General features: G+C 73.5%; 29 protein-coding genes. 15 read left to right on the top strand and 14 right to left on the bottom strand.

All coding sequences use genetic code 11. The features are described from left to right. Positions 1-3: 3 nt before the first annotated feature. The 8 genes from A3CO_RS40300 to A3CO_RS0102410 are packed head-to-tail and all read right to left on the bottom strand — an operon-like array spanning position 4 to position 6,697. Positions 4-105, bottom strand: coding sequence for a DUF6893 family small protein (locus A3CO_RS40300; protein WP_018330644.1), 102 nt, complete (start codon positions 103-105; stop codon positions 4-6). Beyond that, positions 102-638, bottom strand: coding sequence for a hydrogenase maturation protease (locus tag A3CO_RS29710; RefSeq protein WP_018330643.1), 537 nt, complete (start codon positions 636-638; stop codon positions 102-104). Before A3CO_RS29710 ends, A3CO_RS40300 begins: the two co-directional genes overlap by 4 nt. Next, a complete protein-coding gene (locus tag A3CO_RS0102435) occupies positions 635-1,966 on the bottom strand; it encodes a hypothetical protein (protein ID WP_018330642.1) in 1,332 nt (443 codons plus the stop codon). The genes A3CO_RS29710 and A3CO_RS0102435 overlap by 4 nt, the downstream gene beginning before the upstream one ends. Further along, positions 1,963-2,631, bottom strand: coding sequence for a DUF6084 family protein (locus A3CO_RS0102430; protein WP_018330641.1), 669 nt, complete (start codon positions 2,629-2,631; stop codon positions 1,963-1,965). The genes A3CO_RS0102435 and A3CO_RS0102430 overlap by 4 nt, the downstream gene beginning before the upstream one ends. Further along, complete coding sequence (locus tag A3CO_RS0102425; RefSeq protein ID WP_018330640.1) at positions 2,628-3,329, bottom strand: DUF5947 family protein; 702 nt, start codon at positions 3,327-3,329, stop codon at positions 2,628-2,630. Before A3CO_RS0102425 ends, A3CO_RS0102430 begins: the two co-directional genes overlap by 4 nt. Then, a complete protein-coding gene (locus A3CO_RS29705) occupies positions 3,326-3,874 on the bottom strand; it encodes a NifU family protein (RefSeq protein ID WP_018330639.1) in 549 nt (182 codons plus the stop codon). The genes A3CO_RS0102425 and A3CO_RS29705 overlap by 4 nt, the downstream gene beginning before the upstream one ends. Next, positions 3,874-5,676 carry a nickel-dependent hydrogenase large subunit gene (locus A3CO_RS0102415; RefSeq protein ID WP_018330638.1) on the bottom strand — a complete coding sequence of 601 codons (1,803 nt, stop codon included), beginning with the start codon at positions 5,674-5,676 and terminating at the stop codon, positions 3,874-3,876. The genes A3CO_RS29705 and A3CO_RS0102415 overlap by 1 nt, the downstream gene beginning before the upstream one ends. A 13-nt stretch (positions 5,677-5,689) precedes the next feature. After that, positions 5,690-6,697: an NADH-quinone oxidoreductase subunit B family protein gene (locus A3CO_RS0102410; RefSeq protein WP_051085832.1), complete on the bottom strand. Its 1,008-nt coding sequence runs from the start codon at positions 6,695-6,697 to the stop codon at positions 5,690-5,692. Between the two features lie 321 nt (positions 6,698-7,018). Between A3CO_RS0102410 and A3CO_RS34880 the strand changes: the two genes are divergently transcribed. Then, positions 7,019-8,236 (top strand): MFS transporter, encoded by a 1,218-nt coding sequence (locus A3CO_RS34880; RefSeq protein ID WP_342663145.1) that lies wholly within the window; start codon positions 7,019-7,021, stop codon positions 8,234-8,236. 8 nt (positions 8,237-8,244) lie between these two features. Here the strand turns inward: A3CO_RS34880 and A3CO_RS29695 are convergent, their stop codons facing one another. Then, positions 8,245-8,892, bottom strand: coding sequence for a hypothetical protein (locus A3CO_RS29695; protein WP_018330634.1), 648 nt, complete (start codon positions 8,890-8,892; stop codon positions 8,245-8,247). Between the two features lie 180 nt (positions 8,893-9,072). On the opposite strand from A3CO_RS29695, the gene A3CO_RS38580 reads away from it, so the two are divergent. Further along, positions 9,073-9,231: a hypothetical protein gene (locus tag A3CO_RS38580; protein ID WP_018330633.1), complete on the top strand. Its 159-nt coding sequence runs from the start codon at positions 9,073-9,075 to the stop codon at positions 9,229-9,231. Between the two features lie 70 nt (positions 9,232-9,301). Beyond that, positions 9,302-10,522 (top strand): alpha-hydroxy acid oxidase, encoded by a 1,221-nt coding sequence (locus A3CO_RS0102385; protein ID WP_018330632.1) that lies wholly within the window; start codon positions 9,302-9,304, stop codon positions 10,520-10,522. Here the strand turns inward: A3CO_RS0102385 and A3CO_RS0102380 are convergent. Then, the gene (locus tag A3CO_RS0102380; RefSeq protein ID WP_018330631.1) at positions 10,461-11,441 is read right to left on the bottom strand and encodes a helix-turn-helix transcriptional regulator; all 981 of its coding nucleotides are present in this window, start codon (positions 11,439-11,441) and stop codon (positions 10,461-10,463) included. The genes A3CO_RS0102385 and A3CO_RS0102380 overlap by 62 nt on opposite strands. Before the next feature lie 54 nt (positions 11,442-11,495). Here A3CO_RS0102380 and A3CO_RS0102375 point away from each other — a divergent pair, with 54 nt between their 5' ends. Genes A3CO_RS0102375 through A3CO_RS0102365 form a run of 3 tightly spaced genes read left to right on the top strand, consistent with a single transcriptional unit; the run spans position 11,496 to position 13,356 of the window. Beyond that, entirely contained in the window at positions 11,496-12,218 is a 723-nt protein-coding gene (locus A3CO_RS0102375; RefSeq protein WP_018330630.1) for an SDR family NAD(P)-dependent oxidoreductase, read from the top strand. Between the two features lie 11 nt (positions 12,219-12,229). Continuing rightward, positions 12,230-12,775, top strand: coding sequence for a P-loop nucleotide/nucleoside kinase family protein (locus A3CO_RS0102370; RefSeq protein WP_018330629.1), 546 nt, complete (start codon positions 12,230-12,232; stop codon positions 12,773-12,775). Between the two features lie 20 nt (positions 12,776-12,795). Then, complete coding sequence (locus A3CO_RS0102365) at positions 12,796-13,356, top strand: DUF998 domain-containing protein (protein ID WP_018330628.1); 561 nt, start codon at positions 12,796-12,798, stop codon at positions 13,354-13,356. Here A3CO_RS0102365 and A3CO_RS29680 read toward each other — a convergent pair. Beyond that, positions 13,290-13,787: a hypothetical protein gene (locus A3CO_RS29680; RefSeq protein ID WP_018330627.1), complete on the bottom strand. Its 498-nt coding sequence runs from the start codon at positions 13,785-13,787 to the stop codon at positions 13,290-13,292. The two genes, A3CO_RS0102365 and A3CO_RS29680, sit on opposite strands and share 67 nt — an antisense overlap. An 89-nt stretch (positions 13,788-13,876) precedes the next feature. On the opposite strand from A3CO_RS29680, the gene A3CO_RS0102355 reads away from it, so the two are divergent. Continuing rightward, positions 13,877-14,707, top strand: coding sequence for an SAM-dependent methyltransferase (locus tag A3CO_RS0102355; protein ID WP_018330626.1), 831 nt, complete (start codon positions 13,877-13,879; stop codon positions 14,705-14,707). 253 nt (positions 14,708-14,960) lie between these two features. Continuing rightward, positions 14,961-16,469, top strand: coding sequence for an amino acid permease (locus A3CO_RS0102350; RefSeq protein ID WP_026204211.1), 1,509 nt, complete (start codon positions 14,961-14,963; stop codon positions 16,467-16,469). Between the two features lie 48 nt (positions 16,470-16,517). Here A3CO_RS0102350 and A3CO_RS0102345 read toward each other — a convergent pair whose 3' ends face one another. Next, positions 16,518-17,681, bottom strand: a complete 1,164-nt coding sequence (locus A3CO_RS0102345; RefSeq protein ID WP_018330624.1) for an agmatinase family protein — start codon at positions 17,679-17,681, stop codon at positions 16,518-16,520. A 183-nt stretch (positions 17,682-17,864) separates the two neighbouring features. Between A3CO_RS0102345 and A3CO_RS0102340 the strand changes: the two genes are divergently transcribed. Both A3CO_RS0102340 and A3CO_RS0102335 read left to right on the top strand, forming a co-directional pair. After that, positions 17,865-18,203, top strand: coding sequence for an ArsR/SmtB family transcription factor (locus A3CO_RS0102340; RefSeq protein ID WP_018330623.1), 339 nt, complete (start codon positions 17,865-17,867; stop codon positions 18,201-18,203). 30 nt (positions 18,204-18,233) lie between these two features. Further along, positions 18,234-19,661: an ABC transporter substrate-binding protein gene (locus tag A3CO_RS0102335; RefSeq protein ID WP_018330622.1), complete on the top strand. Its 1,428-nt coding sequence runs from the start codon at positions 18,234-18,236 to the stop codon at positions 19,659-19,661. A gap of 1 nt (position 19,662) precedes the next feature. On the opposite strand, the gene A3CO_RS0102330 is transcribed toward A3CO_RS0102335, so the two are convergent. Then, complete coding sequence (locus A3CO_RS0102330; protein ID WP_018330621.1) at positions 19,663-20,742, bottom strand: HoxN/HupN/NixA family nickel/cobalt transporter; 1,080 nt, start codon at positions 20,740-20,742, stop codon at positions 19,663-19,665. 197 nt (positions 20,743-20,939) lie between these two features. On the opposite strand from A3CO_RS0102330, the gene A3CO_RS0102325 reads away from it, so the two are divergent. Genes A3CO_RS0102325 through A3CO_RS35225 form a run of 5 tightly spaced genes read left to right on the top strand, consistent with a single transcriptional unit; the run spans position 20,940 to position 24,619 of the window. Continuing rightward, positions 20,940-22,481 (top strand): amidase, encoded by a 1,542-nt coding sequence (locus tag A3CO_RS0102325; RefSeq protein WP_018330620.1) that lies wholly within the window; start codon positions 20,940-20,942, stop codon positions 22,479-22,481. A gap of 26 nt (positions 22,482-22,507) precedes the next feature. Further along, positions 22,508-23,215: a nitrile hydratase subunit beta gene (gene nthB, locus A3CO_RS0102320; protein WP_018330619.1), complete on the top strand. Its 708-nt coding sequence runs from the start codon at positions 22,508-22,510 to the stop codon at positions 23,213-23,215. Next, positions 23,212-23,841: a nitrile hydratase subunit alpha gene (nthA, locus tag A3CO_RS0102315; RefSeq protein ID WP_018330618.1), complete on the top strand. Its 630-nt coding sequence runs from the start codon at positions 23,212-23,214 to the stop codon at positions 23,839-23,841. Before nthB ends, nthA begins: the two co-directional genes overlap by 4 nt. Continuing rightward, positions 23,838-24,254, top strand: a complete 417-nt coding sequence (locus A3CO_RS0102310; RefSeq protein ID WP_018330617.1) for a nitrile hydratase accessory protein — start codon at positions 23,838-23,840, stop codon at positions 24,252-24,254. The genes nthA and A3CO_RS0102310 overlap by 4 nt, the downstream gene beginning before the upstream one ends. A gap of 50 nt (positions 24,255-24,304) precedes the next feature. Continuing rightward, positions 24,305-24,619, top strand: a complete 315-nt coding sequence (locus A3CO_RS35225; RefSeq protein ID WP_018330616.1) for a hypothetical protein — start codon at positions 24,305-24,307, stop codon at positions 24,617-24,619. A gap of 18 nt (positions 24,620-24,637) precedes the next feature. On the opposite strand, the gene A3CO_RS0102300 is transcribed toward A3CO_RS35225, so the two are convergent. Beyond that, positions 24,638-25,612, bottom strand: a complete 975-nt coding sequence (locus A3CO_RS0102300; protein ID WP_018330615.1) for an NAD(P)H-dependent flavin oxidoreductase — start codon at positions 25,610-25,612, stop codon at positions 24,638-24,640. Positions 25,613-25,719: the final 107 nt, after the last annotated feature.

Below are 25,719 nucleotides of genomic sequence, written 5' to 3'. Positions count from 1 at the left end.
GGCCTACATCGCCCGGATGCGCAGGTAGCGGCGGATGTCGCCGCGCGAGTCGTAGGCGACCCAGCCGACCCCGACCAGCGCCGCCAGCCCCAGCAGTTTGATCATCGTGCGACCCCTTCCTTCCGCGTGGCTTCGAAGTCCTGTCCGGCGAGCAGGCGCGCGAGCACCCGGCCGACCGCCGCGACCGCCTCGTCGACGGCCGCGTGCACCGGTGGGCTCAGACCCATCCCGGGGTCGAGGACCGCCGGCTCGCAGCCGAGCACCAGTACCCGCCCGACGACGTCGCGGGCGCCCGCTCCCGCCGCGGTGTCCCGGGCGAGCCCGTCGAGCAGCGCGAGGACCGCGTCGGGCGACATGCCGTGGGGATCGAGATCGGCCTCGGCCGGTGCGGCGAGATCGTGCTCGAGCAGGCACAGCTCGCCCGGGGACGCGCCGCGGCGGGTCACGTCGACGATCAGCAGCACGTCGTAGCCGTCGAGCAGGCGGTAGGCCAGGTGCAGGCCGCGGATGCCGACGTCGACCACCTCCACGCCCGCGGGCACCTCGGCGGGCCGGGCGAGCAGGCGCGCGGCGACCTCGGGACCGAAGCCGTCGTCGGAGCACAGCACGTTGCCGACCCCCGCCACCAGGATCCTCATGACGGCGCCACCGCCAGCTCGTCGGGCGCGAAGTAGCGGAACCGGCCGTGCGCGGTCTGCAGGTCGGTCGGGTCGTCGTCGAGCGACACCGCGACGTGCACCAGGCCGTCGACGTCGTGCAGGACGGCCTGCACGGTGCCGCGGCGCCCGCGCAGGAACAGGTCCTGGGCGTCGCCGCCGGCGCGGGGCCACAGGACGACCGTGCTGCCCGCGCGCACCTCGACGTCGCCGACGAGCACCGCGTCCGACGCCGGGTCGACCGACGCATCGGCGCCGGGGTCCCACCACGGCGCGTCCGGGACGGCCAGGGTCGGGATGTCGTCCGGCGCGCGGCCGTCGCGCCGGATCACGCCGTGCAGGCGCTCGACCATCGCCGGGCCCATCGCCTCGATCGCGTCGAGCAGGTCGGCGGCGCGGGGGTCGGTGGCGCGCGCCTCGCGCTTCTCGGCGTCGGTGAGGGCGGCCGTGCGCAGGGTGAGGATCTCGTCGTTCTCGGTGCCGTCGAAGAGGTCGGTCGGGCTCTCCCGGGCGAGCTGGGGGTGGTCGGCGAGGATGATCGGGGTCGCGAGCAGCAGCGAGGTGCACCCCGGCGGGCCCGCGAGCACCGGCCAGCTGTGCTCGTTGACGCAGGCCGCGACGGCGGGGGCGGCCCACTCCGGTGGGTCCGTCGACGAGACGAAGGTGCCGCGGTCGAGGGCGAGCACGGTGTGGGCGGCGATGAACGCGCGGTCCAGCGCCCGCTCGCGTCCGCCGTCGCCGGCGACCCACGCGTCGTTCACGACGTCGAGGCGCAGCCGCATCGCCCCGTACGGGCCCGGGGGCGCGTCGACCCCGACGACGACGCGGCCGACGAGCGGGTCGGTCTCGCGCACGTAGGCGCCCCGCACCGTTCCCGCGCCGTCGTGGATCGGCGTCCCCGACCGCGCCGCCGGGACCGCGACGGCGACGGTGACCGGTCCGCCGGCCAGCTCGTCGAACCCGATCTCGGCGTCGACCTGGCGGGGCACGCCCTCGTCCCAGCCGAAGTGGGGCGCGCCGTCGACGTCGAGCCGCTCGCACGGGACGCCGGCGGGGTCGAGCACGGTGCGGCGCTGCCGGTGCAGGAACCGCAGCCGCAGCGAGAGCCGCGCGCCCGGACGGGGTTCGACGAGGCACTCGGTGCGGCTGGCCGACGGCTCGCCGGCTCCCGCCCCGGCCGGGAGGAGCACCCCGAACTGCCAGCGCAGCGCGTTCTTCCGGGCCGAGGCCCGGTACGGGTAGAGCAGGTAGCCCTCGAAGAGGACGGCGTCGGCGATCCCGGCGACGTCGTCGAGGTCGGGCGCGCTCACGACGTGCCCCCGGCGCGCCGCAGCAGCTCGTCGATCGTCTGCTCCCAGCTCGGCAGCGCCTGCTCGGCGCGCCACGCGGTGAGCCGCGCCAGCGTGTGCTCGGGCAGCGCGACCCACCCGGTGCCGGCGTGGTGGGCGGCCATGGCCTCCCGCCACAGCGCGACCGGGAGCCGGAACGTGGCCTCCTCGTGCCAGGGGACGAGGCCGACCTGGACCTCCCGCGCGGAGCGGTAGAACACCGTCCCGCTGAAGAGCAGCAGCAGCGGGACCTCGCCGTCGTCGAGGCCGCGGAAGTAGCGGGTCGAGGCGACCTCGACGTCGGCGGTCAGCGGCACCTCGACCACGGCGGTGGTGGCTCCGGCGAACGTCCCGATCATGGTGGCGACGGTCGCGAGCTGCATCGGCCGGCAGGAGCGGGACCAGTCGCCGGGCTCTCCGAAGAGCTCCACGAGCCGGTGCTGCTCGGCCTCGTCGTAGCGCCGGCGCCGGGGTTCGATCCGGATCTGGGTGCGCAGCGCGATCGCGTGCACCGTCGTCCCGGTCGCGTCGCCGATGCGGACGTGCAGCCGCAGCGTCGGGCCCATCGCGTGCGGGTCGTGGTCGGCGGACTCCACCGCGAAGTGCAGCGCGGGTCCCGGCGCCGAGCGCGGGAACGGCAGCGTCATCGGGTCGGCACCCCCTCGTCGGGGCGCAGGTCGCGCGCCCGCGCCCGGACGTCGGCGAAGAACCCGTCGATCGCCGCCCACGCCGCCGCCCCGCCGTCGAACCCCTTCCACGTGGTGCGCACGAGCCCGACGAGGCGGTAGCAGGCGTCGATCGGGACGAGGAAGCATTCGGACACGCAGCGGAGCGCAGCTGGACCATCGATGCCCGTCCCGCCGTCGCGTGGGCGCCGCACGAGCAGGGCCTCGACGTCGGGGCGGAGCAGGGTGGCGAGCCGGGTCGCGCCGACGCCGTCGTCGAACGAGTCCATTCCCAGCTCGCTCTCGGTGGCGCCCGCCGGGCTCGGGTAGCAGGCGAGGACGCCGTCGCGGGTGGAGTCGAGCAGGAAGAACGCCGTCGAGACCGGAATCTGCAGGGCGTCCCAGGCGGCGTCGGTCAGCGTGAAGGCGGGGTCGCGGCGGTAGCGGTCGGGCACGGTCCGGTAGCCGGTGACGAAGGCCCCGTCGGTCCCCACGCGCTCGGCGTCGAAGAGCAGGCTGCACGGCCGGCACGCGCAGCGCAGGGCGCGCTCGCCGGGGCGGACCAGGTGGCCGTGCTCCCCGGGGAGCTCCGCCGCGCACAGGTCGCACCGCTCCACCACGACCGGCGCCGGGCGGGCGACCAGGAACCGCCGGAGCCCGGCGACGCCCCCCGCGCTCACGACCCCGCCGCGAGCTCGGGCGGCCGCATCCCGATCTGGACCAGGGCCGGGCTCGCGGGCTCGGTGAGGAACACGACGTCGCCGACCTCCGGCGCGAGCTCGCCCAGCGCCCGCCGGACGACGTCGCGCACCGTCTCCCCGCCCCCGCAGCCGCTCCCGAGGCGTACGTGCGCCGTCCCGGTGTCCAGCTCGAGGTGGTCCAGCGCGACCCCGGATCCGTGGCTCCCGAGCCGTCTGCGTGCGGTGTCCAGGGCGTGCCCGACCCGCGTCGGGAGGTCGACGGGGTGCAGGTCGTGCAGCGCGAGCAGCGCCGCCACCAAGGGGTCGGCACCGAGCCGGTACAGCAGGTCCTCGCCGCCCGCGACCCGCACCACCGAGACCAGCTGCTCCAGCCCGGCGCCGTAGAAGGCGAGCAGGACGCGGATGAGCTCCTCCCCCGCCCGAGCAGGTTCCTCCCCGGCGGCGGCGAGCTCGCCGAGGATCTCCTCGATGGCCCGCGCGAGCTGGGCGGCGTCGGGGGCCCCGGGGGTTCCGTGGCCCGCCATCACGGGAGGTTCAGCTGCGTCGGCGAGGTCTCCCGGTGCAGCGCCCTGCCGTTCCCCAGGTACATGTGTACGCCGCAGGGCAGGCACGGGTCGAAGCTGCGGACGGCCCGCATGATGTCGATGCCCTTGAAGTTCTCCGGGGTGTTCTCCTCGAAGATCGGGGTGTTCTGCACCGCGTCCTCGTAGGGACCGGGCGTGCCGTACCGGTCGCGGACGCTGCCGTTCCACGGTGTCGGCGGGTACGGGTGGTAGTTCGCGATCCTCCCGCCACGCACCACCATGTGGTGGGAGAGCACCCCGCGCACGGCCTCGGTGAACCCGCAGCTCACGGACTCGTCGGGGACGACGAAGCTCTCCCAGGTCCTGGTGTTGCCGCCGCGCACCTCGGCCATCGCCTTCTCGACGAAGTGCAGCGCGATCGCCGCCGCGTAGGCCTGGAAGTAGGTGCGGGCGCGGTCGCGCTCGATCGCGTTGGACAGCGGCGCCCCGCTCCTGTCGACCGGCGGGGTCCACGTGAAACTCCGCTCCGGCCTGAGGGCCGTCCGCGGCAGGTGGATCTCGACGCTGTGGCCGGTGGACCGGACGTTCCCGGTGTCGACGAGGCCGGCGAGCGCCGTCGCCCAGAGGCGCGCGATGGGACCGCCGCCGGTGTCCAGCGGCAGGTGTTCGGTCCCGTCGAACCAGCGCGGCGACATCGTCCAGGAGTACTTGTCGTCGAAGTCGCGCTTCTGCGGCGCCGGGATCGTGTGCTGGTTCCAGGGGTGGTCCGCCGACACCGGGTTGCCGAGCGGGTCGCGCTGGACGAAGCGCTCCTGGTCCTCCCAGCCCCGGTAGAAGGAGCTGCCGAGCAGGATGCGGATGCCGAGGTTGATCTCGACGAGGTCGGTGGTGACGAGCTTCCCGTCGACGACGACGCCGGGGGTGACGAACATCTTCCGTCCCCAGTTCGTCATCGTGCGGTAGTCGAAGTCGCAGTGCTCCGGGTCGTTGAGCGAGCCCCAGCAGCCGAGCAGCACGCGCCGGCGGCCGACCTCCTCGTAGCCGGGCAGCGCCTCGTACATGAAGTCGAAGAGGTCGTCGTGCATCGGCACGACCCGCTTCATGAACTCCACGTAGCGCATCAGCCGGGAGAGGTAGTCGGTGAAGAGCTGGATGGTGGCCGTGGTGCCGACGCCGCCCGGGTAGAGCGTCGAGGGGTGGACGTGGCGGCCCTCCATCAGGCAGAACATCTCGCGCGTGTAGCGGGAGACCTGCAGGGCCTCGCGGTAGAACTCGCCGGTGAACGGGTTGAGCGCCCGCATGATGTCGCCGACGGTGCGGTGGCCGTGCTCGGCCGCGTGCCGCGCCTCGGTGTGGTTCGCGAGCTCCAGCACCCCGGGGTTCGTCTCCGAGATCATCTTCTCGCAGAAGTCCACCCCGACCAGGTTCTCCTGGTAGAGGTTGTGGTCGAACATGTACTCGGCGGCCTCGCCGAGATTGATGATCCACTCACCCAGGTGCGGCGGTCGGACCCCGTAGGCCATGTTCTGGTTGTAGACCGAGCAGGTCGCGTGGTTGTCCCCGCAGATGCCGCAGATCCTGCTGGTGATGAAGTGCGCGTCCCGCGGGTCCTTGCCCTTCATGAAGATGGAGTAGCCACGGAAGATCGACGACGTCGAGTGGCATTCGGCCACGCGCTTCGCCCCGAAGTCGATCTTCGTGTAGATCCCGAGGCTCCCGACGATGCGGGTGATCGGGTCCCAGGCCATCTCGACGAGGTCGGTCCTCAGGTCCGTCGAGTGCTTCGGTGCGGTGGCGGTCATCGGGCTCGACCTCTCAGAACGCGACGGGGTGGTGGCCGGTGTCGAGCGTCGTGCCCCGGTGGCGCCACCGCGGTTCGGCGTCGACGGTCTTCTTCGTGATGTTGCGCAGCGTGCGGATGACCCCGCCGTAGGCGCCGCTCGCGGCCCCGGAGATCCGGCTGCCGGGCGGCGGGTCCATGAACGGCATGAACTTGTCGGGGAAGCCGGGCATGGTGCAGCCGATGCAGATCCCGCCGACGTTCGGGCAGCCGCCGATGCCGTTGATCCAGCCGCGCTTGGGCACGTTGCACTTCACGACCGGGCCCCAGCAGCCGAGCTTGACGATGCACTCGGGTCGGCCGTACTCCGTCGCGAACTGACCCTGCTCGTAGTAGCCGCCGCGGTCGCAGCCCTCGTGGACGGTCGCGCCGAAGAGCCAGGTGGGCCGCAGGCCCTCGTCGAGCGGGATCATCGGCGCGGCGCCGACGGCCTGGTAGAGCAGGTAGAGGATCGTCTCGGAGAGGTTGTCCGGGTGCACCGGGCAGCCCGGGACGTTGACGATCGGGATGCCGAGCGTCGAGCGCCAGTCCCAGCCGAGGTAGTCCGCGACGCCCATCGCGCCGGTGGGGTTGCCCGCCATGGCGTGGATGCCGCCGTAGGTCGCGCAGGTCCCGACGGCGAGCACGATGGCCGCCTTGGGCGCGAGGCGGTCGATCCACTCGCTGGTGGTCCGGGGCTGGCCGGTGGCCGGATCGTTGCCGAACCCGGACCAGTAGCCCTCCTTCTTGATGGCCTCGTTCGGCACCGAGCCCTCGACGACGAGCACGAAGGGGCCGTCGAGCTCGCCGCGCTCGGCCTTGAAGAACCACTCGATGAAGGTGTCCGCGCCCTTGTCGGGGCCGGACTCGAAGTCGATGAGGGGCCAGTGCACCGCGACCGTCGGCAGCCCGGGGAGGGCACCGAGCGCGATTTCCTCGATGGAGGGCTGGGTGGCCGCCGTGAGGGCGACCGAGTCACCGTCGCAGGACAGGCCGGCGTTCATCCAGAGGATGTGGACGGTCGTGTCCTCGGGAGCAGCAGTGGTCACGAGTTCCCCCAGCAGGATCAACGGCCGGACCGTCGAGTGGTGGTACCAGCGGAGGTTCAGAGGCTGGCACCGAGGTCAGGGGGTGGTAAGTGGCGTCGACACGTAGGTGGCACCGGGTCACGACGAGCCGGCGGCCGCCGGGACCCGACGCGGGCGCGAGCACGGCCGTGCTGCTGTCCATCGTCGACACCGTGCGCGAGCAGGAGACCGCGGCCGGCGCGTAGGCCCGATCGGTAGCGGGAACAACTCTCCGTCGACCGACCCCGACGGAGGTCCATCATCAGCACGACGTCCGAGTCCGGCACGAGACAGGGCCGGCGGGGCCTGCGGGGCCCGGCCGCCGCCGTCGTCGTCGCCCTCGCCTTCCTCGTCACGATGCTCGGCGCCACGCTGCCGACCCCGCTCTACCCGCTCTACGAGCGCGAGATCGGCTTCGGCCAGATCGTGGTCACGCTGATCTTCGCCGCCTACGCGGTCGGGGTCGCGGCGGCGCTGATCTTCTTCGGGCGGTTGTCCGACCAGCTGGGTCGGCGGGCGGTACTGCTGCCCGGTCTCGCGCTCGCGGCCGTGTCGAGCGCCGTCTTCCTCATCCCGGACAGCCTCACCGCGCTGTTCGTCGGCCGTGTCCTCTCCGGCCTCTCGGCCGGCATCTTCACCGCCACGGCCACCGCCACCCTCGTCGACCTCGCCCCCGAGGGCCGCCAGGGGCGCTACAGCCTCGTGGCGGCGTGCGTGAACATGCTCGGGCTCGGACTCGGTCCGGTCCTCGCCGGCGCGCTCGCCGAGTTCGCCCCGTTCCCGCTGTTCCTGCCCTACGCCGTGCACATCGTCCTGGTGCTGCTCGTCGCGATCGGCGCCTACCTCGTCGCGGAACCGATCGAGGCCTCCGGCGGGAAGGTCTCGCTGGCGCCGCAGCGGCTGGGGGTGCCCGCGGAGGTGCGGGGCGTCTTCGTCGGGGCGGCCATCGCGGGCTTCGCCGGGTTCGCCGTCCTCGGCCTCTTCACCGCCGTGTCCCCGGCGTTCCTCACCTCGGTGCTGCGGATCGAGAACCACTTCGTCAGCGGCCTCGTGGTGTTCACGCTGCTCGGCTTCTCCACGCTCGGCCAGATCGCCTCGTCGCGGCTCTCGCTGCGCCCGGCGCTGCTCACGGGCTGCGTCGGCCTCGTCGTCGGGATCCTCGTCGTGGGCCTGTCCGTCGCGGTGGCGTCGCTGTGGGTCCTGCTCGTCGGCGCGGCGATCGCGGGCGTCGGCCAGGGCATGTCGTTCCGCGCCGGGCTCGGCGCGGTGAACGCGGGCAGCCCGCCGGAGCGGCGCAGCGAGGTCGCCTCGAGCTTCTTCCTGGTGCTGTACGTGGCGATCTCGCTGCCGGTCATCGGCGAGGGCGTCCTGTCGGCCGCCATCGGGTTGGTGACGGCGGGTGTCATCTTCTCCGTCGTCGTCGCCGTGCTCGCGGCGATCGCCTTCGTCGCCCTGCTGCGCGTGCGCATGAGCTGACGCGCCGCTCAGGCCACGGCGAGCACCCGCCGGGCGGTCGGGCCGTCGCAGGCGACCCGGCCGGGGAGTTCCGCCGGATCGCGTCGGGCGGAGAGCGTCAGCAGCAGGGCGACCGCGTCCGCCTCGAGGGTCTCGGGGGCGCCGGTGCCCGTCGTCGGGACGACCCGGTCGATGACCACGCCGGCCGCCGTCCGCACCACCACCCGCAGCTGCGCCGCGCGCGGGGCCGGCGAGTGGGCGAGCAGCCGCGGCACCGTCCCGACGACGAGTCGGCACGCCGCCGCGGCGGCCGGCTCGGCCGCGTCGCGGTCCAGCTCGCGGCCGAGGGCGGCGAGCAGGTCGTGGGTGTGCAGGCACATGTCGAGGCACTGCGCGGCGAGCTCGTCACCGTGCGGGGCGGCGTGGGTGAGCTGCCGCCCGGCGCGGTCGTGCGCCACGGCGAGTGCCTCCTGCAGCCGCCCGGGCCCGGCGTAGTGGACCCCGCAGAGGTGGGTGACGAGGTCGGTGACGTCGGTGCCGCCGGTGTCGAGGGCCGCGCAGGCCCGGGCCCGTTCGGTGCGGGCGAGAGGCCGGGCCCAGTCGTCCGGGCGCAGACCCTCGACGGTCTCCCCGGTCGTGTCCCAGAGCGCGAGCAGTGCCCGGGTCGCGTCGTCCATGGTCGCCCCCTGCCGGTCCGCAGGGGTCCACGGTAAGTGACCCAGACCACAGCGAGCAACGATCGGCGGGGCGCGACCCGTCGGGGTCACCGTGATCGGGAGCGTCGCGGACCGGTCGCCTGGGCACTCTCGCGGGACCCGGGAGAAGCGGATCTCCCCATTCTGCAAAGGTGCGGAACCATGGTCGGAATCCTCCTGCTCGTCCTGGTCGTCTGGCTCGTGCTCGCAGTTCTCGGGTTCGTCGTGAAGGGCCTGTTCTGGCTCGCGATCGTCGGCATCGTCCTGTTCGTGGCGACCGCGATCTTCGGCGGTGTGAAGCGGTCCTCCCTGCGCCGCTGACGGGCCGGCGCTTGCACGGGCCGCGGCGGCGTGTTGTGGTCGATCGACCACCGCGACGAAGGAGTCCCGCGTGCCCGTGCGACGCCAGCTCCCCCGCTACGCCGACCTGAAGCCGCTGGTGCGGATCCGACCGCCGCGGCTCGACCCGACCCGGCGACGGCTGGAGTCGTCGTTCACCGTGGCCGACCTGCGGGAGGCGGCCCGGAAGCGGGCGCCGCGGGCGGTGTTCGACTACGTGGACGGCGCCGCGGAGCAGGAGATCGGGCTGCGCCGGGCCCGCGACGCGTTCTCCCGGGTGGAGTTCTCGCCGCGGGTGCTGCGCGACGTCGGATCGATCGACACGTCGACGACGATCCTCGGCGAGGCCGCGTCGATGCCGGTGATCCTGGGTCCGACCGGCTTCACGCGCATGGCCCACCACGAGGGCGAGCGCGCGGTGGTGCGGGCCGCCGAGTCGGCCGGCGTCCCCTACGCGCTCTCGACGATGGGCACCACCTCGATCGAGGAGTTCCGCGACGAGGCCCCGCTCGCGCGGCACTGGTTCCAGCTCTACCTCTGGCGCGACCGCGACGCCTCGGGCGAGCTCGTCGAGCGGGCCCGCAAGGCCGGGTTCGACACGCTCGTCCTCACCGTGGACACCCCGGTCCCGGGCGCCCGGCTGCGCGACAACCACAACGGGCTCACGATCCCGCCGTCGCTCACCACGCGGACGCTCCTCGACATGGCGCGCCACCCGGCGTGGTGGGCGAACCTGCTCACCAGCGAGCCCCTGCGGTTCGCCTCGCTGAACTCCTGGAACGGCACCGTCGCCGACATCGTCACGCACATGTTCGACCCGACGGCCGTCGCCCGGGACGTCACGTGGCTGCGTGAGCAGTGGCCCGGACACCTCGTGGTCAAGGGCATCCAGCACGTCGACGACGCGCGGGCGGTGGTCGACCTCGGCGCCGACGCGATCGTGGTGTCGAACCACGGCGGCCGCCAGCTCGACCGCGCCCCGGTCCCGCTGGAGATCCTCCCGGACGTCGTGGCCGCGGTCGGCGACCGGACGAGCGTCCTCCTCGACACCGGCGTGATGACCGGCGCCGACGTCGTCGCGGCGAAGGCGTTCGGCGCGCAGGCCGTCGTCCTGGGGCGCGCCTACATGTACGGGCTCATGGCCGGCGGCGAGGCGGGCGTGACGCGGATGCTCGACATCGTGCGCGCCGAGATGACGCGCACGCTCGCGCTCATGGGCGTGGAGCGGATGGACGACCTCGACCCGTCGCGGGTGCGGCTGCGGCCCGTCTGAGCCGCTCGGCGAGGGCGAGGACCCGGGCGCGCAGCTCGTCCGGGGCCTCGACCTCGAACGGCGCGTCCAGCCCGGCGAGCACACCGGGCACCCAGTCGAGGCTCTCGACCTGCAGCCGGACCCGCACCCACCCGGCGTCCGCGAGCTCCTCCACCACCGCCAGCCCGGGCGGCAGCGCCTTCCCGACGGCGGGTGCGGACGCCTGCACCCGCACACTGACCTCGTGGCGTCGGGGTGCCCGGGCGAGGCCGCTGAGCAGCCGGTCGGTGGGGTCGACGTCGGCCGGGACCTCGAAGGTGCCGGGCCGCACGGTCGCGCGCCCGACCCGGTCGAGCCGGAACGTCCGCACCTCCCCGCTCGCCGAGTCGGCACCCGTCACGTACCAGCGACCGTCGTGGGCGACCAGGCCGTACGGGTGCAGCGTGCGCACCCCCCGGCCCGCGTAGCTGATCTCGACGGGCCGACGGTCCCGGGCCGCCTGGGCCACGGTCAGCAGAACGCCGGTCTCCGGGACCACGCCGTCGCGGGCGGGCACGGTCAACTCGACGGTCGCGAGCAGGGCGTCGAGCCGGTCGACGAGGGCACGCGGCAGGACCCGCCGCACCTTCGCCGCCGCGCTACCCGCGGCGTCCGGGACCACCCCGGCCCGCTGCCCGGCGACGAGCCCGACGAGGGTCGCGAGCGCCTCGGCGTCGGTGAGCATGAGCGGTGGCATGCGGAAGCCCGGCGCGAGCCGGTACCCGCCGTGGCGGCCCCGCACCGACTCCACCGGGACCTCGAGGTCCTGCAGGTGGGCCACGTAGCGCCGCACCGTCCGCTCGTCGACCTCGAGCCGGCGGGCCAGCGACCCGACGGTGTGGAGCCCGCCGTGCTGCAGGGCCTCCAGCAGCGCGAGGACCCGGACGGTGGGTCGTGGCACGTCCGCGACGATACCGGGCGGGTCCTGCCCGGTATCGTTCGTAGCGTCCGGCGCATGACCTCTTCTGCTCTCGTCACCGGCGCCACCAGCGGGATCGGCCGGGCCGTCGCCCACGCGCTCGGGGCGGCCGGGCACCACGTCCTGGTCCACGGCCGGGACGCCGCGCGCGGCGCCGACACGGTCGCGGCGATCCGCTGCGCCGGTGGCTCGGCCGAGTTCGTCGCCGCCGACCTCGCCGACCCGGCGTCGTGCCGGGCGCTGGCCGCGACGGCCGCGGACGTCGACGTGCTGGTGAACGACGCCGGGACGTTCCCCGCCGACGGCCTCACCCCCGACGTCACCGACCACGACCTCGCCGCCGTCTTCGCCGTGAACGTCGCGGCCCCGCACCGCCTCGTCGCGGCCCTCGCCCCGCGGATGGCCGCCCGGGGCGGGGGCGCGATCGTCAACGTGCTCTCGATGGCGGCCGCACACGGGATGCCCGGCATCGGGCTGTACGGGGCGTCGAAGGCCGCCCTGGCCCAGCTGACCCGCGCGTGGGCGGTCGAGTTCGAGCCCGCGGGCGTGCGCGTCAACGCCGTCAGCCCGGGCCCGACCCGCACCGAGGGGATGGAGCGGTTCGGGCCGGCGCTCGACGCGATGGCCGCGAAGGCGCCGGCCGGTCGGCCCGCGACGCCCGCGGAGATCGCCGCCGCGGTGGCGTTCCTGGCCGCGCCGGGCTCGTCGTTCGTGCAGGGCGCCGTGCTCGACGTCGACGGCGGCCGGTGTGCCGTCTAGCGTCGCCGGCCGTGGCGGGGGCCGAGGTGTGGGTGGTGGCCGGTGCGCCGGGCGCGGGGAAGTCCACCGTCGCCGCGCGGTGGGCCGACCGCCTCGACCCGCATCCGGCGCTGCTCGACAAGGACACGCTCTACGGCGGCTTCGTGGGCGCGACCCTCGCCGCGGCCGGTCGCCCCGACGGGGAGCGGGAGGGGCCCTGGTACGACGGGCACGTCAAGGTCCACGAGTACGCCGGTCTCACCGCGGCCGCCCGGGAGATCCGCGCGCACGGTTGCCCGGTCGTGCTCGTCGCACCGTTCACCGGGCAGATCCGGGACCCGGCGCGGTGGTCGGCGTGGGTCGAGGACCTGGGCGGCGAGCCGGTGCGCCTGCTGTGGGTGCGGATCGACCCGGCGACGTTGCGGGCGCGCCTCGAGCAGCGCGGGCGCGGCCAGGACGCCGGCAAGCTCGCGGCCTGGGACGCCTTCGTCGCCCGCATGCGCCCGGACGTCCCGCCGCCGGTGCCGCACCTCGTCGTCGACACCACCGTCGACGGCGACCTGCCGTCGCTCCGCTAGGCAGGCCCTAGCGTGCAGCCGTGGACGCTCGCCGCCTCGGTGCCCTCCTGCGCACGGCGCAGCCGCTGTACATCGTCGTCGAGCTGGTGATCGCCGCGACCGTGCCCGGCCCCTACAGCCGCGTCGGCGACACCATCAGCGAGCTCGGGGTCGCGGCGGTCTCCCCCGGTCACGCCGTCATGAACGGCGCGTTCGTGCTGTTCGGGACCACGCTCGCCGTCGGGGCGCTGCTGTCCGACCTCGGCCGGACGACGACCGTCCTCTGGGTGATCGCCGGGCTCTCCTCGATCGCCACCGGCCTGGCGCCGCTGAACTCCGCGCCGGTCGCCCATCTCGTCGTCTCCGCCCCGGTGTTCCTCGCCCAGCCGGTCGCCCTGCTGCTCACCGGGACCACGCGGCGCAGCCGGACCGCGACCGGCCTCGGCGTCGTGAGCATCGTCGCGAGCCTGCTCTTCCTCGGCGGGCTCGCGCCCGGCGCGTCCGGACTGGTCGAGCGCCTCGCCCTCTGGCCGGGCTACGTCGTCGTGGGCGTGCTCGGGGTGCGGACGCTCGCGAGTGCGTCCGCCGTCAGGGCCGGGTAGGCGTTCCCGACGGCGGGATCGGTCACCCAGTCCTGCAGGAACTGCGCCTGGGCCTCGACGTTCAGCGCCGCGAACCGGTCCGTGCCCGCCGCGCGCCAGTCGTAGCCGAGGTGCGAGCACTGGGCCCGGACCGCGTCGAGCGTGTAGCGGGCGCCCAGCCGGTGGAACTGCCACACGTGCGTCGCCTCGTGCACGAGCAGGCCCGCCCCGGTCCGGCCCTTGAGGTGGATCGTCGTGCCGAGCGTGACCGGACGTCCGGTCAGCCCGAGCAGCCCGGCGCGGTCGGGGACGACGACGATCGTGTCGAGGTCCAGCCCGGCGCCGAAGACCGCGGCGAGTACGGACCGTTCGTCGACGGTGCAGCCACGTCGGGCGCGACCCCCCAGGGCGTCACCCAGCCGGAGCAACAGCCCACCGACGGCATCCCGCACCCGGGCAGTCTGCCCGCGAACGCCTCTCCGCACGGGAAGTTGAAAGTGACACACTGATCCACGACGCGAACCACGTCGGCGGGAGCAGCATGAGCATCGAGCGAACGGCCTCTCCGAGAGCCGCGGCGACGATCGACCGGACCCGGGCGAGCATCGCGCGGGTCTACGACTGCGCGCTCGGCGGCAAGGACAACTTCGAGGTCGACCGCGAGGTCGTCGAGAAGCTCAAGACCGTCGCGCCCGAGATCGAGCAGTTCACCGTCGACCACCGGCAGTTCCTCATCCGGGTCACGCGGTTCATCGCGCAGCAGACCGGCATCCGGCAGTTCCTCGACCTCGGGTCCGGGCTGCCGACCGCCGAGAACACCCACCAGGCCGCCCAGCGGATCGCGCCCGAGACCCGCGTGGTCTACGTCGACAACGACCCCTCGGTCGTCGCGCACGGCCGGGCCCTGCTCGAGGAGAACGAGCTCACCCGCTTCTCCCCGGCCGACCTGACGAAGCCGGAGGAGGTGCTCGCCGACCCGATCGTCCGCGAGCTCATCGACTTCGACGAGCCGCTCGCCCTGCTCCAGCTCGGCACGCTGCACCACTACGTCGGCGAGCGCCCGCCCGCCGACATCATGGCGACCTACGTCGACGCCCTGCCGTCGGGCTCCTACGTGGCGCTCTCGCACTTCTACGACCCGCAGGACGAGAACTCCGAGCTCGCGCGGCGCATGGAGAACATCTTCGTGCACAGCCCGCTCGGCAGCGGCGTGTTCCGGACGAAGGACGAGATCCTCGGGATGCTGCCCGGCCTCGAGCTGGTGGACCCGGGCTTCTCCCTGCTGGTCGACTGGTGGCCGGACGGTCCGCGGCTGCGCGACCTGCTGCCCGCGCAGAAGTGCCTGGCGGGCGCCGTCGGCCGCAAGCCGTAACACGGGGAAACCTCCCCGGAACCTCCGCGGCGCACGCCGGACACGGACGCCTCGTGTACTCGCTCCCGACTCACCAGCGAGAGGTGGGGCGAGCCTAGGGTTCCGCCGGCGTGCGCCGGGTCAGCGACCGAGAGGCCAGGCGGGCCCACGGCCCGTTCCACGGCGGGACAAAAGCCCGGGAGATCCGTCCGAGCCCCGCCGGAGGTCTCCCCGTGTCCCGCCGCCACGTCCCGTCCCGCCCGGGGTGCCCGCGATGAGCGCCACCGCCGAGCGTCCCACCCAGGCCCCCGACGACTCCGCCCACCTGGGCGAACTCGGCTACCGCCAGGAACTGCACCGCGGGCTGACCCCGTTCGCGTCCTTCGCGTCGGGCTTCTCCTTCGTCTCGATCCTGACGACGGTCTTCCAGCTCTTCATCATCGGCTTCGGCTTCGGCGGACCCGCCTACATCTGGACCTGGCCGATCGTCTTCCTCGGGCAGTTCTGCGTCTGCCTGGTCTTCGCCGAGCTCGCGGCGCGCTACCCGATCGCCGGGGCGATCTACCAGTGGTCCCGGCGCGTCGCGTCCGACCCGTGGGGGTGGATGGCCGGCTGGCTGATGCAGCTCGGCTACATCGTCTCCGTCGCCGCCATCGCGATCGCGTTGCAGGCGGTGCTCCCGGAGGTGTGGGACGGCTTCCAGATCGTCGGCGGTGACCCGTCGCCCACGTCGAGCACCGGGGCCCTCAACGCCATCGTGCTGGGCACGATCTGCATCGTGGTCTGCGTGGCGGTCCAGCTGCTCGGCGTCACCCGGGTCGCGATCGTCACCCGTGTCGGGGTGACCCTCGAGATCCTCGGGGTGCTGCTCGTGGTCGTCGCCCTGTTCGCCCACGCCCAGCGCGGACCGCAGGTCGTGTTCGAGACCAACGGCGTCCAGGGCGACGGCTCGTACGTGTGGCCGTTCCTCGCCTCCATGCTCATGGCGGCGTACGTGATGTACGGCTTCGACTCGGCCGCCGAGCTCTCCGAGGAGACCGGCGACCCGCGCCGGACCACCCCGCGCGCGATCGTCCGCTGCATGGTGATCTCCGGCGTCGGCGGGCTGTTGCTCATCCTCGCGACGCTCATGGCCGCCCCCGACATCGCCTCGCCCGACCTGGCCTCGCAGGGCATCGCCTGGGTCGTGACCAGCGAGCTGGGCGACGTGTTCGGGCGGATCGTCCTGGCCGTCGTCGCCGCGTCCATCCTCTCCGCGGCGCTGGCCATCTCGACCTCGGCGGCCCGGGTGATGTTCTCGATGGCCCGCGACGGGCAGCTGCCGTTCTCCGCGGCACTCGCGAAGGTCTCGCCGCGCACGAAGACGCCCGTGCTGCCGAGCATCGTGATCGGCGTGCTCTCGATCGGCGTGCTGCTGATCAACCTCGGGCAGTCGAGCGTGTTCGCCTCGGTCACGAGCATCTCGGTGGTGATCGTCTACCTGGCGTACCTGTTCGTCACCGTGCCCCGGCTCTACCACCGCCTGCGCCGCACGGGCCGGCACGACCCCGAGCCCGGCACCTTCTCCCTCGGCCGCTGGGGCATCCCGGTCAACGTCGTGGCCGTCGTCTTCGGGATCTTCCTGCTGGTGAACGTCGGGTGGCCGCGGGCAGCGGTCTACGACCCCGACGGGTCCGGCGGCTGGGTGCTGCAGTACTCGGCCGTGATCGCGGTCGTCGTGATCCTCGCGCTCGGTCTCGCCGCCTACCGCGTGGTGCGCCGCCAGGAGTCGCGCCGGGCCTGACCCGTGCCCGGGTCTCCTCCCGGACGTCCCGGGAGGAGACCGCGGGGCTCAGGCCTGCGGACCCCAGGCGTGCCGGTCGCGCGCGGCGGCCTTCTTCCCGAGGTGTCCCTCCCGGACGAGCACGCCCAGGGAGTCGAGCACGATCCGGGAGCTCATGAGCGCGGTCTGCTCGGCCCAGTCGTAGGGCGGGGAACACTCCACGATCTCCAGCCCGGACAGGCCGGCGGCGGAGATGAGGCGGATCAGGTTGAGCGCCTCCCGCGGCAGCAGGCCGCCCGGCTCGGGCCACCCCGTGCCGGGCACGAACCCGGCGTCGAGGACGTCGATGTCGAACGACAGGTAGACGGCCTTCGCGCCCTTCCACGCCAGCTCGAGCGCGGTCTCGGCGATCTTCTCCACGCCCACCCGCTCGACGTCACCGATCGTCATGATCGACGTGCCGCGCTCCCGGCCGACCTTGACCCCGGCCCGCGGCGACTGCCACCCGCCGATGCCGATCTGCACCAGGTTGGTCGCCGGGGCGTTCGCGATGTTGGTCGCGTGGAACCACGGCGTGGTGTGCATCCGCTCGTCGAGGTCGGTCTCCTGCGTGTCGACGTGGCGGTCGAAGTGGATGATGCCGATGTTGCCGTCGACGTGCGGCGCGATCCCGCGGATCGTCGGGTAGCCGATGGAGTGGTCGCCGCCGAGGACCACCGGGAACACCCCGCGGGAGTACACGTGGGAGATGGCCTGGCTGATCTGGTCGAACGACTTCTCCAGGTTGCCCGGGATGGTGAAGACGTCCCCGATGTCGACCATGTTCAGCTGCTCGCGCAGGTCGACGCCCAGCTCGTAGCAGTAGGTGCCGAAGAGGTTGGTCGAGCGCCGGATCCCCTGCGGGCCGAAGCGGGTGCCCGGCCGGTAGGTGGTGCCGGCGTCCACCGGCGCCCCGAAGATCGCCACCTCGGCGTCGTCGACCTGGTTGACGTCCTCGAGGTAGGGGGCGTTGAGGAACGTGCCCCGCTCGCCCGCGAAGTGCGGCAGCTCCCCGCGCGAGAACGTCGGGATCGTGCGGTCGACGAGGGTCGGCGAGCCGGAGAGGCCGAAGGCCAGCCCGCGCTCGATCTCCTCGTCGTGGCGGAACAGCGAGATCGCCGCCTCCGCCTCCTGGGCCCACTTGCCTTCCTGCTGCGCGAAGGCGTCGCTGTGGGAGTGGCCCTGCTCGGACATCGGTCACCTCACCGTGGCCGTCTTTGCAGGGTCCGGTACGGCCACCCTCGTCGGCGGAGACCGAGGCGGCCTCGTGGGGAAATTAGCACGGTGTCCCCTCCGCCCGGGTCCGTCACGGGCGACCCGCCGACACGCCTGGTGCCCACATGTGGACATCCATCGACACGTGGTAGCTTCACCCGCGTGGAGCAGAACGAGACGCTCGCGTTCGACGCTCTCTCCGACCGCGTGCGTCGCCGCATCCTCGCCGCCCTCGGGGAGCACGGGGAGCTGAGCGTCGGCGAGATCGCCGGCCGGATCGACGCCGTCGGGCGGACCACGGTGTCGAGCCACCTGCGCGTCCTGCGGACCTCGGGCCTCGTGCGCGAGCGCCGGGACGGCCGCAACCGCTTCTACTCCCTCGACACCGACGGCGCCGTCCGCGATGCTTTCGTGTTCCTGCAGTCCATCCTGCGCCAGGGCATCACCGACGCCGCCGCGGCCGCCGGCGAGTCGTCCGGGGGCGTGCAGGAGACCGGCTGAGCTCCCACGTCACACCGTGGAGGGGGCCCGATGGACACGACCACCGTCGCCGTCGAGCAGACGGTGGCGCTCGCCCCGGAGGCGCTGTTCGCGCTGTTCGGGGCCGGGCGGGCGGCGGGGTGGTTGTTCGGGGCGCGCTGCGACGACGTGCACGTCGGCGCACCGGTGAGCCTGCGGCTCCCGCTCGACCGGGACGGTCGCCAGGACGTCGAGGTCCTCGGACGGCTGGCCCGCGTGGTGCCCGGGGTGGCGCTCGACATCGAGCACACCCAGCCGTGGCGGGGACGGATCGGCCTGCGGCTCGCGCCCGCCGGCGCCGGCCGCACCCGGGTCCGGCTGCGCGCCGAGGTCCCGACCGGGGGCCTGGAGTGGCTGCTGCACCGGCGCGGGATCCCGCTGCCGGAACCCCCCGACGACGGGTCGCTGCGGCTGGGGGCGATCACCAACGCCTCCGGACCGGGGGCGGTGTACTCGCTCTCGGCCGAGCTGATGGCCGAGCTCGCCGTCGCGGAGATCAACGCCGACGGCGGGATCGCCGGGAGCCCCGTCCGGCTCGTGACCGCCGACGACGGCACCGACGCGCGGCAGGCCGCGGCCGAGGCCGTCCGCATGGCCCGGCTGGGGTGCCACGCGGTGTTCGTCAACAGCACCTCGGCGAGCTTCGAGGCCGTCCGCCGCGCCCTCGCCGGCCGCGACGTGCTGGTGGTCCACTCGGTGCTGAACGAGGGCGGCGGTGTGTCGCCGACCGCCGTGCGCTTCGGGGAACGGCCGCGCGCGCAGCTCGAGGCGCTCGTCGGCCCGACGATGGCGACGACGGGGTCCCGCCGGTGGTTCCTCGTCGGGGAGGACTACGTCTGGTCCCACGGGGTGCACGCGGCCGCCCGGCACGTGATCGCCCGGGCCGGCGGACGGGTCGTCGGGGAGTCGCTCACCCCGCTCGGCACCGCCGACTTCGCCCGCGTGATCGAGCGGATCACCGCCTCGGGGTCCGAGCTGGTGCTGAGCAGTCTCATCGGGGCGGACGAGGTGGCCTTCGAGCGGCAGTCCGAGGCCGCCGGGCTGCGCGAGACGGTGCGCACCGTCTCGTTGGTCCTCGAGGAGTCCACGCTCGCCCACATCGGGGAGCGCGCCGGGCAGGGCCTGCGCACGGCGCTCGCGTACTTCCAGGACGGCCCGCTCGCCGGCAACGACGACCTGGTGCGGCGGTACCGGTCGGCCTACGGCGCGTGGGCACCGGCGATCACCGCGCTGTCCGAGACGATCTACGAGTCGATCCACCGCTACGCCCGGGTGCGGCACCTGGACGCGGCCGGCGGGGCCGCGAGCCACGGCCGGGCCCTGATGCGGCGGCGGACCGGCGCCGCCGACGTCATCGGCACGCGCGACCTCGTGGCCCCGACCCTCTACGTGGCCGAGGCGGTGGGCGGACGGCTGCGGGTGGTCGGGGAGGCACCCTGACTCAGGTCGCGGCGGAGTGCCGCTCCTCGAAGCGCCCGAGCCGCCAGATCAGCGCCGCCCCGCCCCAGACCAGCACGAAGAAGCCGACGATCACGTAGCCGAGCAGCTCGAAGTCGTCCGCGAGCCCGGCGTAGCCCCCGAGCGCGGTGACGCCGAGGTCGTCGGCGAGGACACCTGCGAGGTAGACGCTCGCGATGAACCCGGCGACCGAGACCGTCGCCGCCGTCGTCGCGATGTTGTAGAAGAGCCGCCGCGCGGGGTTCCGGTTCGACCACGAGTAGGCGACCGACATGAGCAGGCCGTCGGCGGTGTCGAACGCGCTCATCCCGGCCGCGAACAGCAGCGGCAGGGTCAGGGCGGCCAGCAGCGAGGCCCCGCCGCTGACGCCCGCGCTCGACGCCGTGGTCGCGGACAGCGTCAGGAGGGTGACCTCGGAGGCGGTCTCCAGGCCGAGCCCGAACAGGAAGCCCAGCGGGTACATGTGCCACGAGTGCCGGATCCAGGCGCGGGCGCGGCCGCCGAGGATGCGGTTGACCAGGCCGCGGTTGAGCAGCTGGCGTTCGAGCTCGGGCTCGTCGAGCCGCCCGGCCCGCAGGTCGGTCCAGAGCTTCACGATGCCGCGCAGCACCATCGCGTTGAGTACCGCGACCAGCGCGAGGAACACCATCGCGACGACGGTCGAGATCGTGCCGCCGACCTCGCGGAAGGCGTCGACCTGCGCGACCGTGGCCGCGCCGGCGGCGAGCGCGATGACCAGCGAGAGCGCCACGACCACCGACGAGTGGCCCATCGCGAAGAAGAAGCCGACCCCGACCGGGCGGCGGCCCCGCTGCACCATGAGGCGGGTCGTGTCGTCGATGGCGGCGATGTGGTCGGCGTCGAACGCGTGCCGGATGCCCAGCACGTAGGCGAGGACCCCGGCGCCGGCGAAGGCGCCCGCGCCGAGCGGACCCGCCGTCAGGACGAGGTAGAGCGACCAGCCCGTGACGTGCAGCAGCGCGATGACGGCGACGATGCCGGAGAGCCGGAGGCGGTGCCCGCGCGACCAGGTGGCGGACGGCGTGGCGGCGATCGTCGTCAACCGGATGCTCCTTCTCGACGGCAGGTGGCGGCGGCAGGACCGTAACCGCGTCGTCTCAGCATGTCGATGGTCGTCGGCGGATCGTCACGTCGTCATCCAGACGTCACATGTGGATACGTCGGCGGTTGTTGACGTTTCTCCCGGAAGGTTCCTACTGTGCTCGCGTTCACACCCGGTCGCGACCCCTGGAGATCCCCATGCCGCTCCCCCCACCGGACCACGACGCCCTCGCCGCCGTCGCCGCGGGCTACGGCCTCGGGTTGTCCGACGCGGCGGTCGACGAGTTCGCCCCGGCCGTCTCGGGCCTGCTCGGGTCGTGGGACGCCGTGGAGGAGCTCTACGCCGCCGAGGCCCCGGCGACCCCCGAGCGCGCGTGGACCCGGCCCGACCCCGCGGACAACCCGTACAACGCCTGGTACGTGACGACCTCGATCACCGGGGCGTCCGACGGTCCGTTGGCCGGGCGCACCGTCGCGATCAAGGACAACACCGCGGTCGCGGGCGTCCCGATGACCAACGGCTCGGACACCTTCGACGGGTACGTGCCGAGCACCGACGCGACGATCGTCCGACGGCTGCTCGACGCGGGCGCGACCATCACCGGCAAGGCCGTCTGCGAGGACCTGTGCTTCGCCGGCGCCTCCATCACCGCCAACACCGGCGACGTCGAGAACCCCTGGGACCCGGCGCGCAGTGCCGGCGGTTCCTCGGGCGGCAGCGCGGCCCTCGTCGCGGGCGGGGTGGTCGACATGGCCACCGGCGGCGACCAGGGCGGGTCGATCCGGATGCCCGCCGCGAACTGCGGCCTCGTCGGGCACAAGCCGACGTGGGGTCTCGTGCCCTACACCGGGGCGTTCCCCATCGAGGCGAGCATCGACCACCTCGGCCCCATCACCCGCACCGTCACCGACGCCGCCCTCATGCTCTCGGTGATCGCGGGCGCCGACGGGCAGGACCCGCGCCAGCCCAACGGCGTGGCGGCCGACGACTACCTCGGCGCCCTCACCCGGGACGCGACGGGGCTGCGGGTCGGGGTGCTGCGCGAGGGCTTCGGGCTCCCCGAGTCCGAGCCCGAGGTCGACGACGCCGTGCGTTCCGCCGTCACGGCGCTCTCCGACGCCGGCATGGACGTGCGCGAGGTGTCGGTGCCGTGGCACCTGCACGGCCCGAAGATCTGGGACGTCATCGCCACCGAGGGCGCCACCTCGCAGATGATCGAGAACTCCGGCTACGGCCTGAACTGGAAGGGGCTCTACGACCCGGAGCTCATGGAGCAGTACGGGCGGCGCTGGACCGAGGACGGGAGCCGGTTCCCCGACACGGTGAAGCTCGTCCTGCTCGCCGGGAAGTACGGGCTGAACACCACGCACGGCAAGCACTACGCGATGGCCCGCAACCTCGCCCCCAAGCTCGCCGCCGCCTACGACGCCGCGCTCGCCGAGGTCGACCTGCTCGTCCTGCCGACGATGGCGATGCGCGCGAGCGTGCGCCCCGGCCGCGACGCCCCCGTCGTCGAACGGCTGGGCCGTGCGCTGGAGATGCTCGCCAACACCGCCCCGTTCGACGTCACCGGCCACCCGGTCTGCACGGTGCCCGCGGGGCTCGTCGACGGGGTGCCGGTCGGTCTGTCGCTCGTGGGGCGCCAGTACGAGGACGCCACGGTGCTGCGCGCCGCCCACGCCTACGAGCAGGCCGTCGGCGGCTTCCCGTCCCCGACGGCCGTCGTCGCCCAGGCCTGAGCCGAGTCCACACCCAGGAGGAACGCGTGAACGGACTGCACGACCTCGGCGGGAAGGACGGCCTCGGAGCCGTCGCCCCGCCCCCGGAGGAGCCGGTGTGGAAGGCGGACTGGGAGAAGCACGCGCACGCGATGTTCCCGCTCGCCTTCCGGGCGGGGTTCTTCGGCGTCGACTCCTTCCGCTACGGGATGGAGCAGATCGAGCCGGTGGAGTACCTGACCTCCACCTACTACGAGCACTGGGTGCACTCCGTGACCCACCACGGCGTGCGGCTCGGTCACCTCGACCCCGAGGAGATCGAGAAGCGCACGCAGTACTACCTGGAGAACCCCGACGCCCCACTGCCCGAGGGACAGGACCCCGACGGCGAGCTCGTCGCCTTCATCGAGGCCGTCATCCCGGCCGGCGCCACGGCGGCCCGCCCCGGTGACAAGGCCCCGAAGTTCGCCGTGGGCGACCGGGTGACCGTGGTCAACGAGGTCCCCAAGGGCCACACCCGCCGGGCCGGTTACGTCCGCGGCCGCACCGGGACCGTGATCATGGCCCACGGCGAGATGATCTACCCGGACACCGCGGGCAACGACCTCGGTGAGGCGCCGGAGCACGTCTACACCGTCCAGTTCACCAACGCCGAGCTCTGGGGCGAGGAGTCGGCCGAGCCGAACGGCACGGTCACCTTCGACGTCTGGGAGCCCTACATCGTCCCCGCCACCGCCCAGGAGACCGCCGCATGAGCGCCAGCCACTCCACCTCCCCCGTCGCGTCCGACCACCAGGCCGAGGTCGTCGCCCGCGTCAAGGCCATCGAGTCGATCATGATCGAGAAGGGCCTCATGACGACGGAGGCGGTCGACCGCCTCGCGGAGATCTACGAGAACGAGGTGGGCCCGCAGCTGGGCGCAAAGGTCGTCGCGCGGGCGTGGACCGACCCGGTGTTCAAGGCCAGGCTGCTGGAGAACGCCAGCACCGCGTGCGCCGAGATGGGCATCGGCGGGCTGCAGGGCGAGGACATGGTCGCCGTCGAGGACACCGACGACCTGCACCACGTCATCGTCTGCACGCTGTGCTCCTGCTACCCGTGGCCGGTGCTCGGGCTGCCCCCGAACTGGTACAAGCAGCCGGCCTACCGCTCGCGCATGGTCCGCGAGCCCCGCAAGGTGCTGCGCGAGGAGTTCGGCTACGCCATCGCCGACGACGTCGAGGTGCGCGTGTGGGACTCCAGCTCCGAGCTGCGCTACTGGGTGCTCCCGCAGCGCCCGGAGGGCACGGACGGCTGGTCGGCCGAGCAGCTCGAGGCGCTCGTCACCCGCGACTCGATGATCGGGGTCGGCGCCCCGAAGGCCCCCCAGGCCGCCGCATGAGCACGCCGATCCGCGAGGAGTCCGAGCTCGGCGAGGCCCGCCGTCGGGTGCAGGACCTCGTCTACGGGCTGCCCGGCGGGGACGGCGACGTCCCGTTCCGGGAGCCGTGGGAGCTGCGGGCGTTCGCGCTCGCGGTCGCCGCGTACCACTCCGGGCAGTACGAGTGGTCGGAGTTCCAGCTCTCGCTGATCGAGTCGATCAAGCAGTGGGAGGCCGACGGCGCCCACGAGGGCCAGGAGCCCTGGAGCTACTACGAGCACTGGCTGACCGCGCTGGAGACCGTCCTCGCGGGCAGCGGGCTGCTCTCCGAGGCCGACCTGGACGACCGCACGCGGTCCGTCCTGGCCACGCCGAAGAACGCGAACCACCACGAGGCCCACCGCGAGCCGGTCGCGGTGGACCCCGCCCGCTAGACCCCCCGACGACGGGTGCCCCGGCACCCGTCGTCGGGCAGGGTGGGCGCATGTACCTCGCCATCGCCGACGACGGCGTCACGCTGCACCAGCCGGACCGGGTGAACGAGCTGTACGCCTCGTACAAGCAGCGGCTCACGCCGGCGCGGCTGCACGAGGTGCTGGCCGAGCACGGCGGCGGGGAGCTGCTGCCCGACGGCAACCACGTGATGGTCCCGGTCGAGACCCTCCGTCGTCTCGCCGCGGGGAAGGTCGACGAGGGCTGGGACCACGAGTTCGCCGGGATGCTCTCCTACGCCGAGAGCAAGGGCTGGATGAGCGAGGACGGCACGGCGGTGCGAGCGCACCTGGAGCGGGAGATGTGAGCTCCGCTCCCGTGAGCCCTACGTGGGGCGATGACCCCACTTGGTGCTCACCTGCGCCAGCACCTCCTCGGTCTCCCGGGCGATCGCGCCGACGAGGTCGGCGGCGGGCACGAGGTCGGTGACGAGGTCGAGCGACTCGCCGGCCCAGACCACCGTCGCGTCCGGCTCGCCGCGCTCCTCGGCCGCGCGGAACTCGCGGCGCAGCTCGGGGTCGGTCCGCAGCGTCTCCTCGTCGTGGCGCCAGCGGTCGGAGAACGGGGTGCGCAGCGCGCGACCGGTCCACCGCGCGGGCCAGCCGGACTCGTGGGCGATGTCGAAGACGCTCGACCGGTCGGTGTCCTCGCTGCCGCCCTCGAGCACGGCCTTCTCGTACGCCGGGCTCGTCAGCGCCTCCGGGGTCGCGAGGAAGCGGGTGCCGAGCAGGGCGCCCTCCGCACCGAGGGCGAACGCCGCGGCCACCCCCCGGCCGTCGCCGATCCCGCCCGCGGCCAGGACCGGGACGTCGCCGGCGAGGTCGGCGACCACCGGCACGAACCCGATCGTGCCCCGCGAGCCGCCGTGTCCCCCGGCGTCGGTGCCCTGCGCGACGATCACGTCCGCGCCGACCTCGACGGCGCGGTGCGCCTCGGCGAGGTCGGTCACCATCACGATGAGCCGCGCGTCGCTGCCGCGGACCGCGTCCAGGTACGGCGCCGGGTCGCCGAACGCCAGCATGATCGCCGAGGGGCCCCGCTCCAGGACCTGCTCGACGACCCGCACCGGCGCGGCCCAGCACTGGAACCCGGCACCCCAGGGACGATCGGTGCCGGTCGCGACGAGGTCGAGCTCGCGGTCCACCCACGCCGGGTCCTTCCCACTGCCGACCCCGAGCAGGCCGAGCCCGCCGCCGTTGGAGACCGCGGCCGCGAGCGCCCCGCCCGCTGAGCCGCCCATCGGCGCCAACGCGATCGGGTGCTCGAGGCCGAGGAGCGCGGTGAAGCGGGTCGTCAGCATGCGGACAGCCTTCCCGACGAGACCGATGCCGAGATGTTCTGTCCGGAGCCGCCTGGTGATCTAGGACACATGCGACGGTCGACGGGCCAGATTTCAGCGACGAGATC

The organism is Actinomycetospora chiangmaiensis DSM 45062 (assembly GCF_000379625.1).
Taxonomy (GTDB): domain Bacteria; phylum Actinomycetota; class Actinomycetes; order Mycobacteriales; family Pseudonocardiaceae; genus Actinomycetospora; species Actinomycetospora chiangmaiensis.
This window is presented reverse-complemented; position numbering and strand designations above follow the sequence as displayed.

What these genes read in the sequence shown, in the direction of transcription:
- A3CO_RS29695 (WP_018330634.1), bottom strand. Translation starts at nt 8,892, where the DNA reads ATGGACGACGCGACCCGGGCACTGCTCGCGCTCTGGGACACGACCGGG.
- nthA (WP_018330618.1), top strand. Translation starts at nt 23,212, where the DNA reads ATGAGCGCCAGCCACTCCACCTCCCCCGTCGCGTCCGACCACCAGGCC.
- A3CO_RS0102350 (WP_026204211.1), top strand. Translation starts at nt 14,961, where the DNA reads ATGAGCGCCACCGCCGAGCGTCCCACCCAGGCCCCCGACGACTCCGCC.
- A3CO_RS0102375 (WP_018330630.1), top strand. Translation starts at nt 11,496, where the DNA reads ATGACCTCTTCTGCTCTCGTCACCGGCGCCACCAGCGGGATCGGCCGG.
- A3CO_RS0102410 (WP_051085832.1), bottom strand. Translation starts at nt 6,697, where the DNA reads ATGAACGCCGGCCTGTCCTGCGACGGTGACTCGGTCGCCCTCACGGCG.
- A3CO_RS29705 (WP_018330639.1), bottom strand. Translation starts at nt 3,874, where the DNA reads ATGGCGGGCCACGGAACCCCCGGGGCCCCCGACGCCGCCCAGCTCGCG.
- A3CO_RS0102300 (WP_018330615.1), bottom strand. Translation starts at nt 25,612, where the DNA reads ATGCTGACGACCCGCTTCACCGCGCTCCTCGGCCTCGAGCACCCGATC.
- A3CO_RS0102355 (WP_018330626.1), top strand. Translation starts at nt 13,877, where the DNA reads ATGAGCATCGAGCGAACGGCCTCTCCGAGAGCCGCGGCGACGATCGAC.
- A3CO_RS0102310 (WP_018330617.1), top strand. Translation starts at nt 23,838, where the DNA reads ATGAGCACGCCGATCCGCGAGGAGTCCGAGCTCGGCGAGGCCCGCCGT.
- A3CO_RS0102335 (WP_018330622.1), top strand. Translation starts at nt 18,234, where the DNA reads ATGGACACGACCACCGTCGCCGTCGAGCAGACGGTGGCGCTCGCCCCG.
- A3CO_RS0102345 (WP_018330624.1), bottom strand. Translation starts at nt 17,681, where the DNA reads ATGTCCGAGCAGGGCCACTCCCACAGCGACGCCTTCGCGCAGCAGGAA.
- A3CO_RS0102415 (WP_018330638.1), bottom strand. Translation starts at nt 5,676, where the DNA reads ATGACCGCCACCGCACCGAAGCACTCGACGGACCTGAGGACCGACCTC.
- A3CO_RS0102325 (WP_018330620.1), top strand. Translation starts at nt 20,940, where the DNA reads ATGCCGCTCCCCCCACCGGACCACGACGCCCTCGCCGCCGTCGCCGCG.
- A3CO_RS40300 (WP_018330644.1), bottom strand. Translation starts at nt 105, where the DNA reads ATGATCAAACTGCTGGGGCTGGCGGCGCTGGTCGGGGTCGGCTGGGTC.
- A3CO_RS0102430 (WP_018330641.1), bottom strand. Translation starts at nt 2,631, where the DNA reads ATGACGCTGCCGTTCCCGCGCTCGGCGCCGGGACCCGCGCTGCACTTC.
- A3CO_RS29710 (WP_018330643.1), bottom strand. Translation starts at nt 638, where the DNA reads ATGAGGATCCTGGTGGCGGGGGTCGGCAACGTGCTGTGCTCCGACGAC.
- A3CO_RS38580 (WP_018330633.1), top strand. Translation starts at nt 9,073, where the DNA reads ATGGTCGGAATCCTCCTGCTCGTCCTGGTCGTCTGGCTCGTGCTCGCA.
- A3CO_RS35225 (WP_018330616.1), top strand. Translation starts at nt 24,305, where the DNA reads ATGTACCTCGCCATCGCCGACGACGGCGTCACGCTGCACCAGCCGGAC.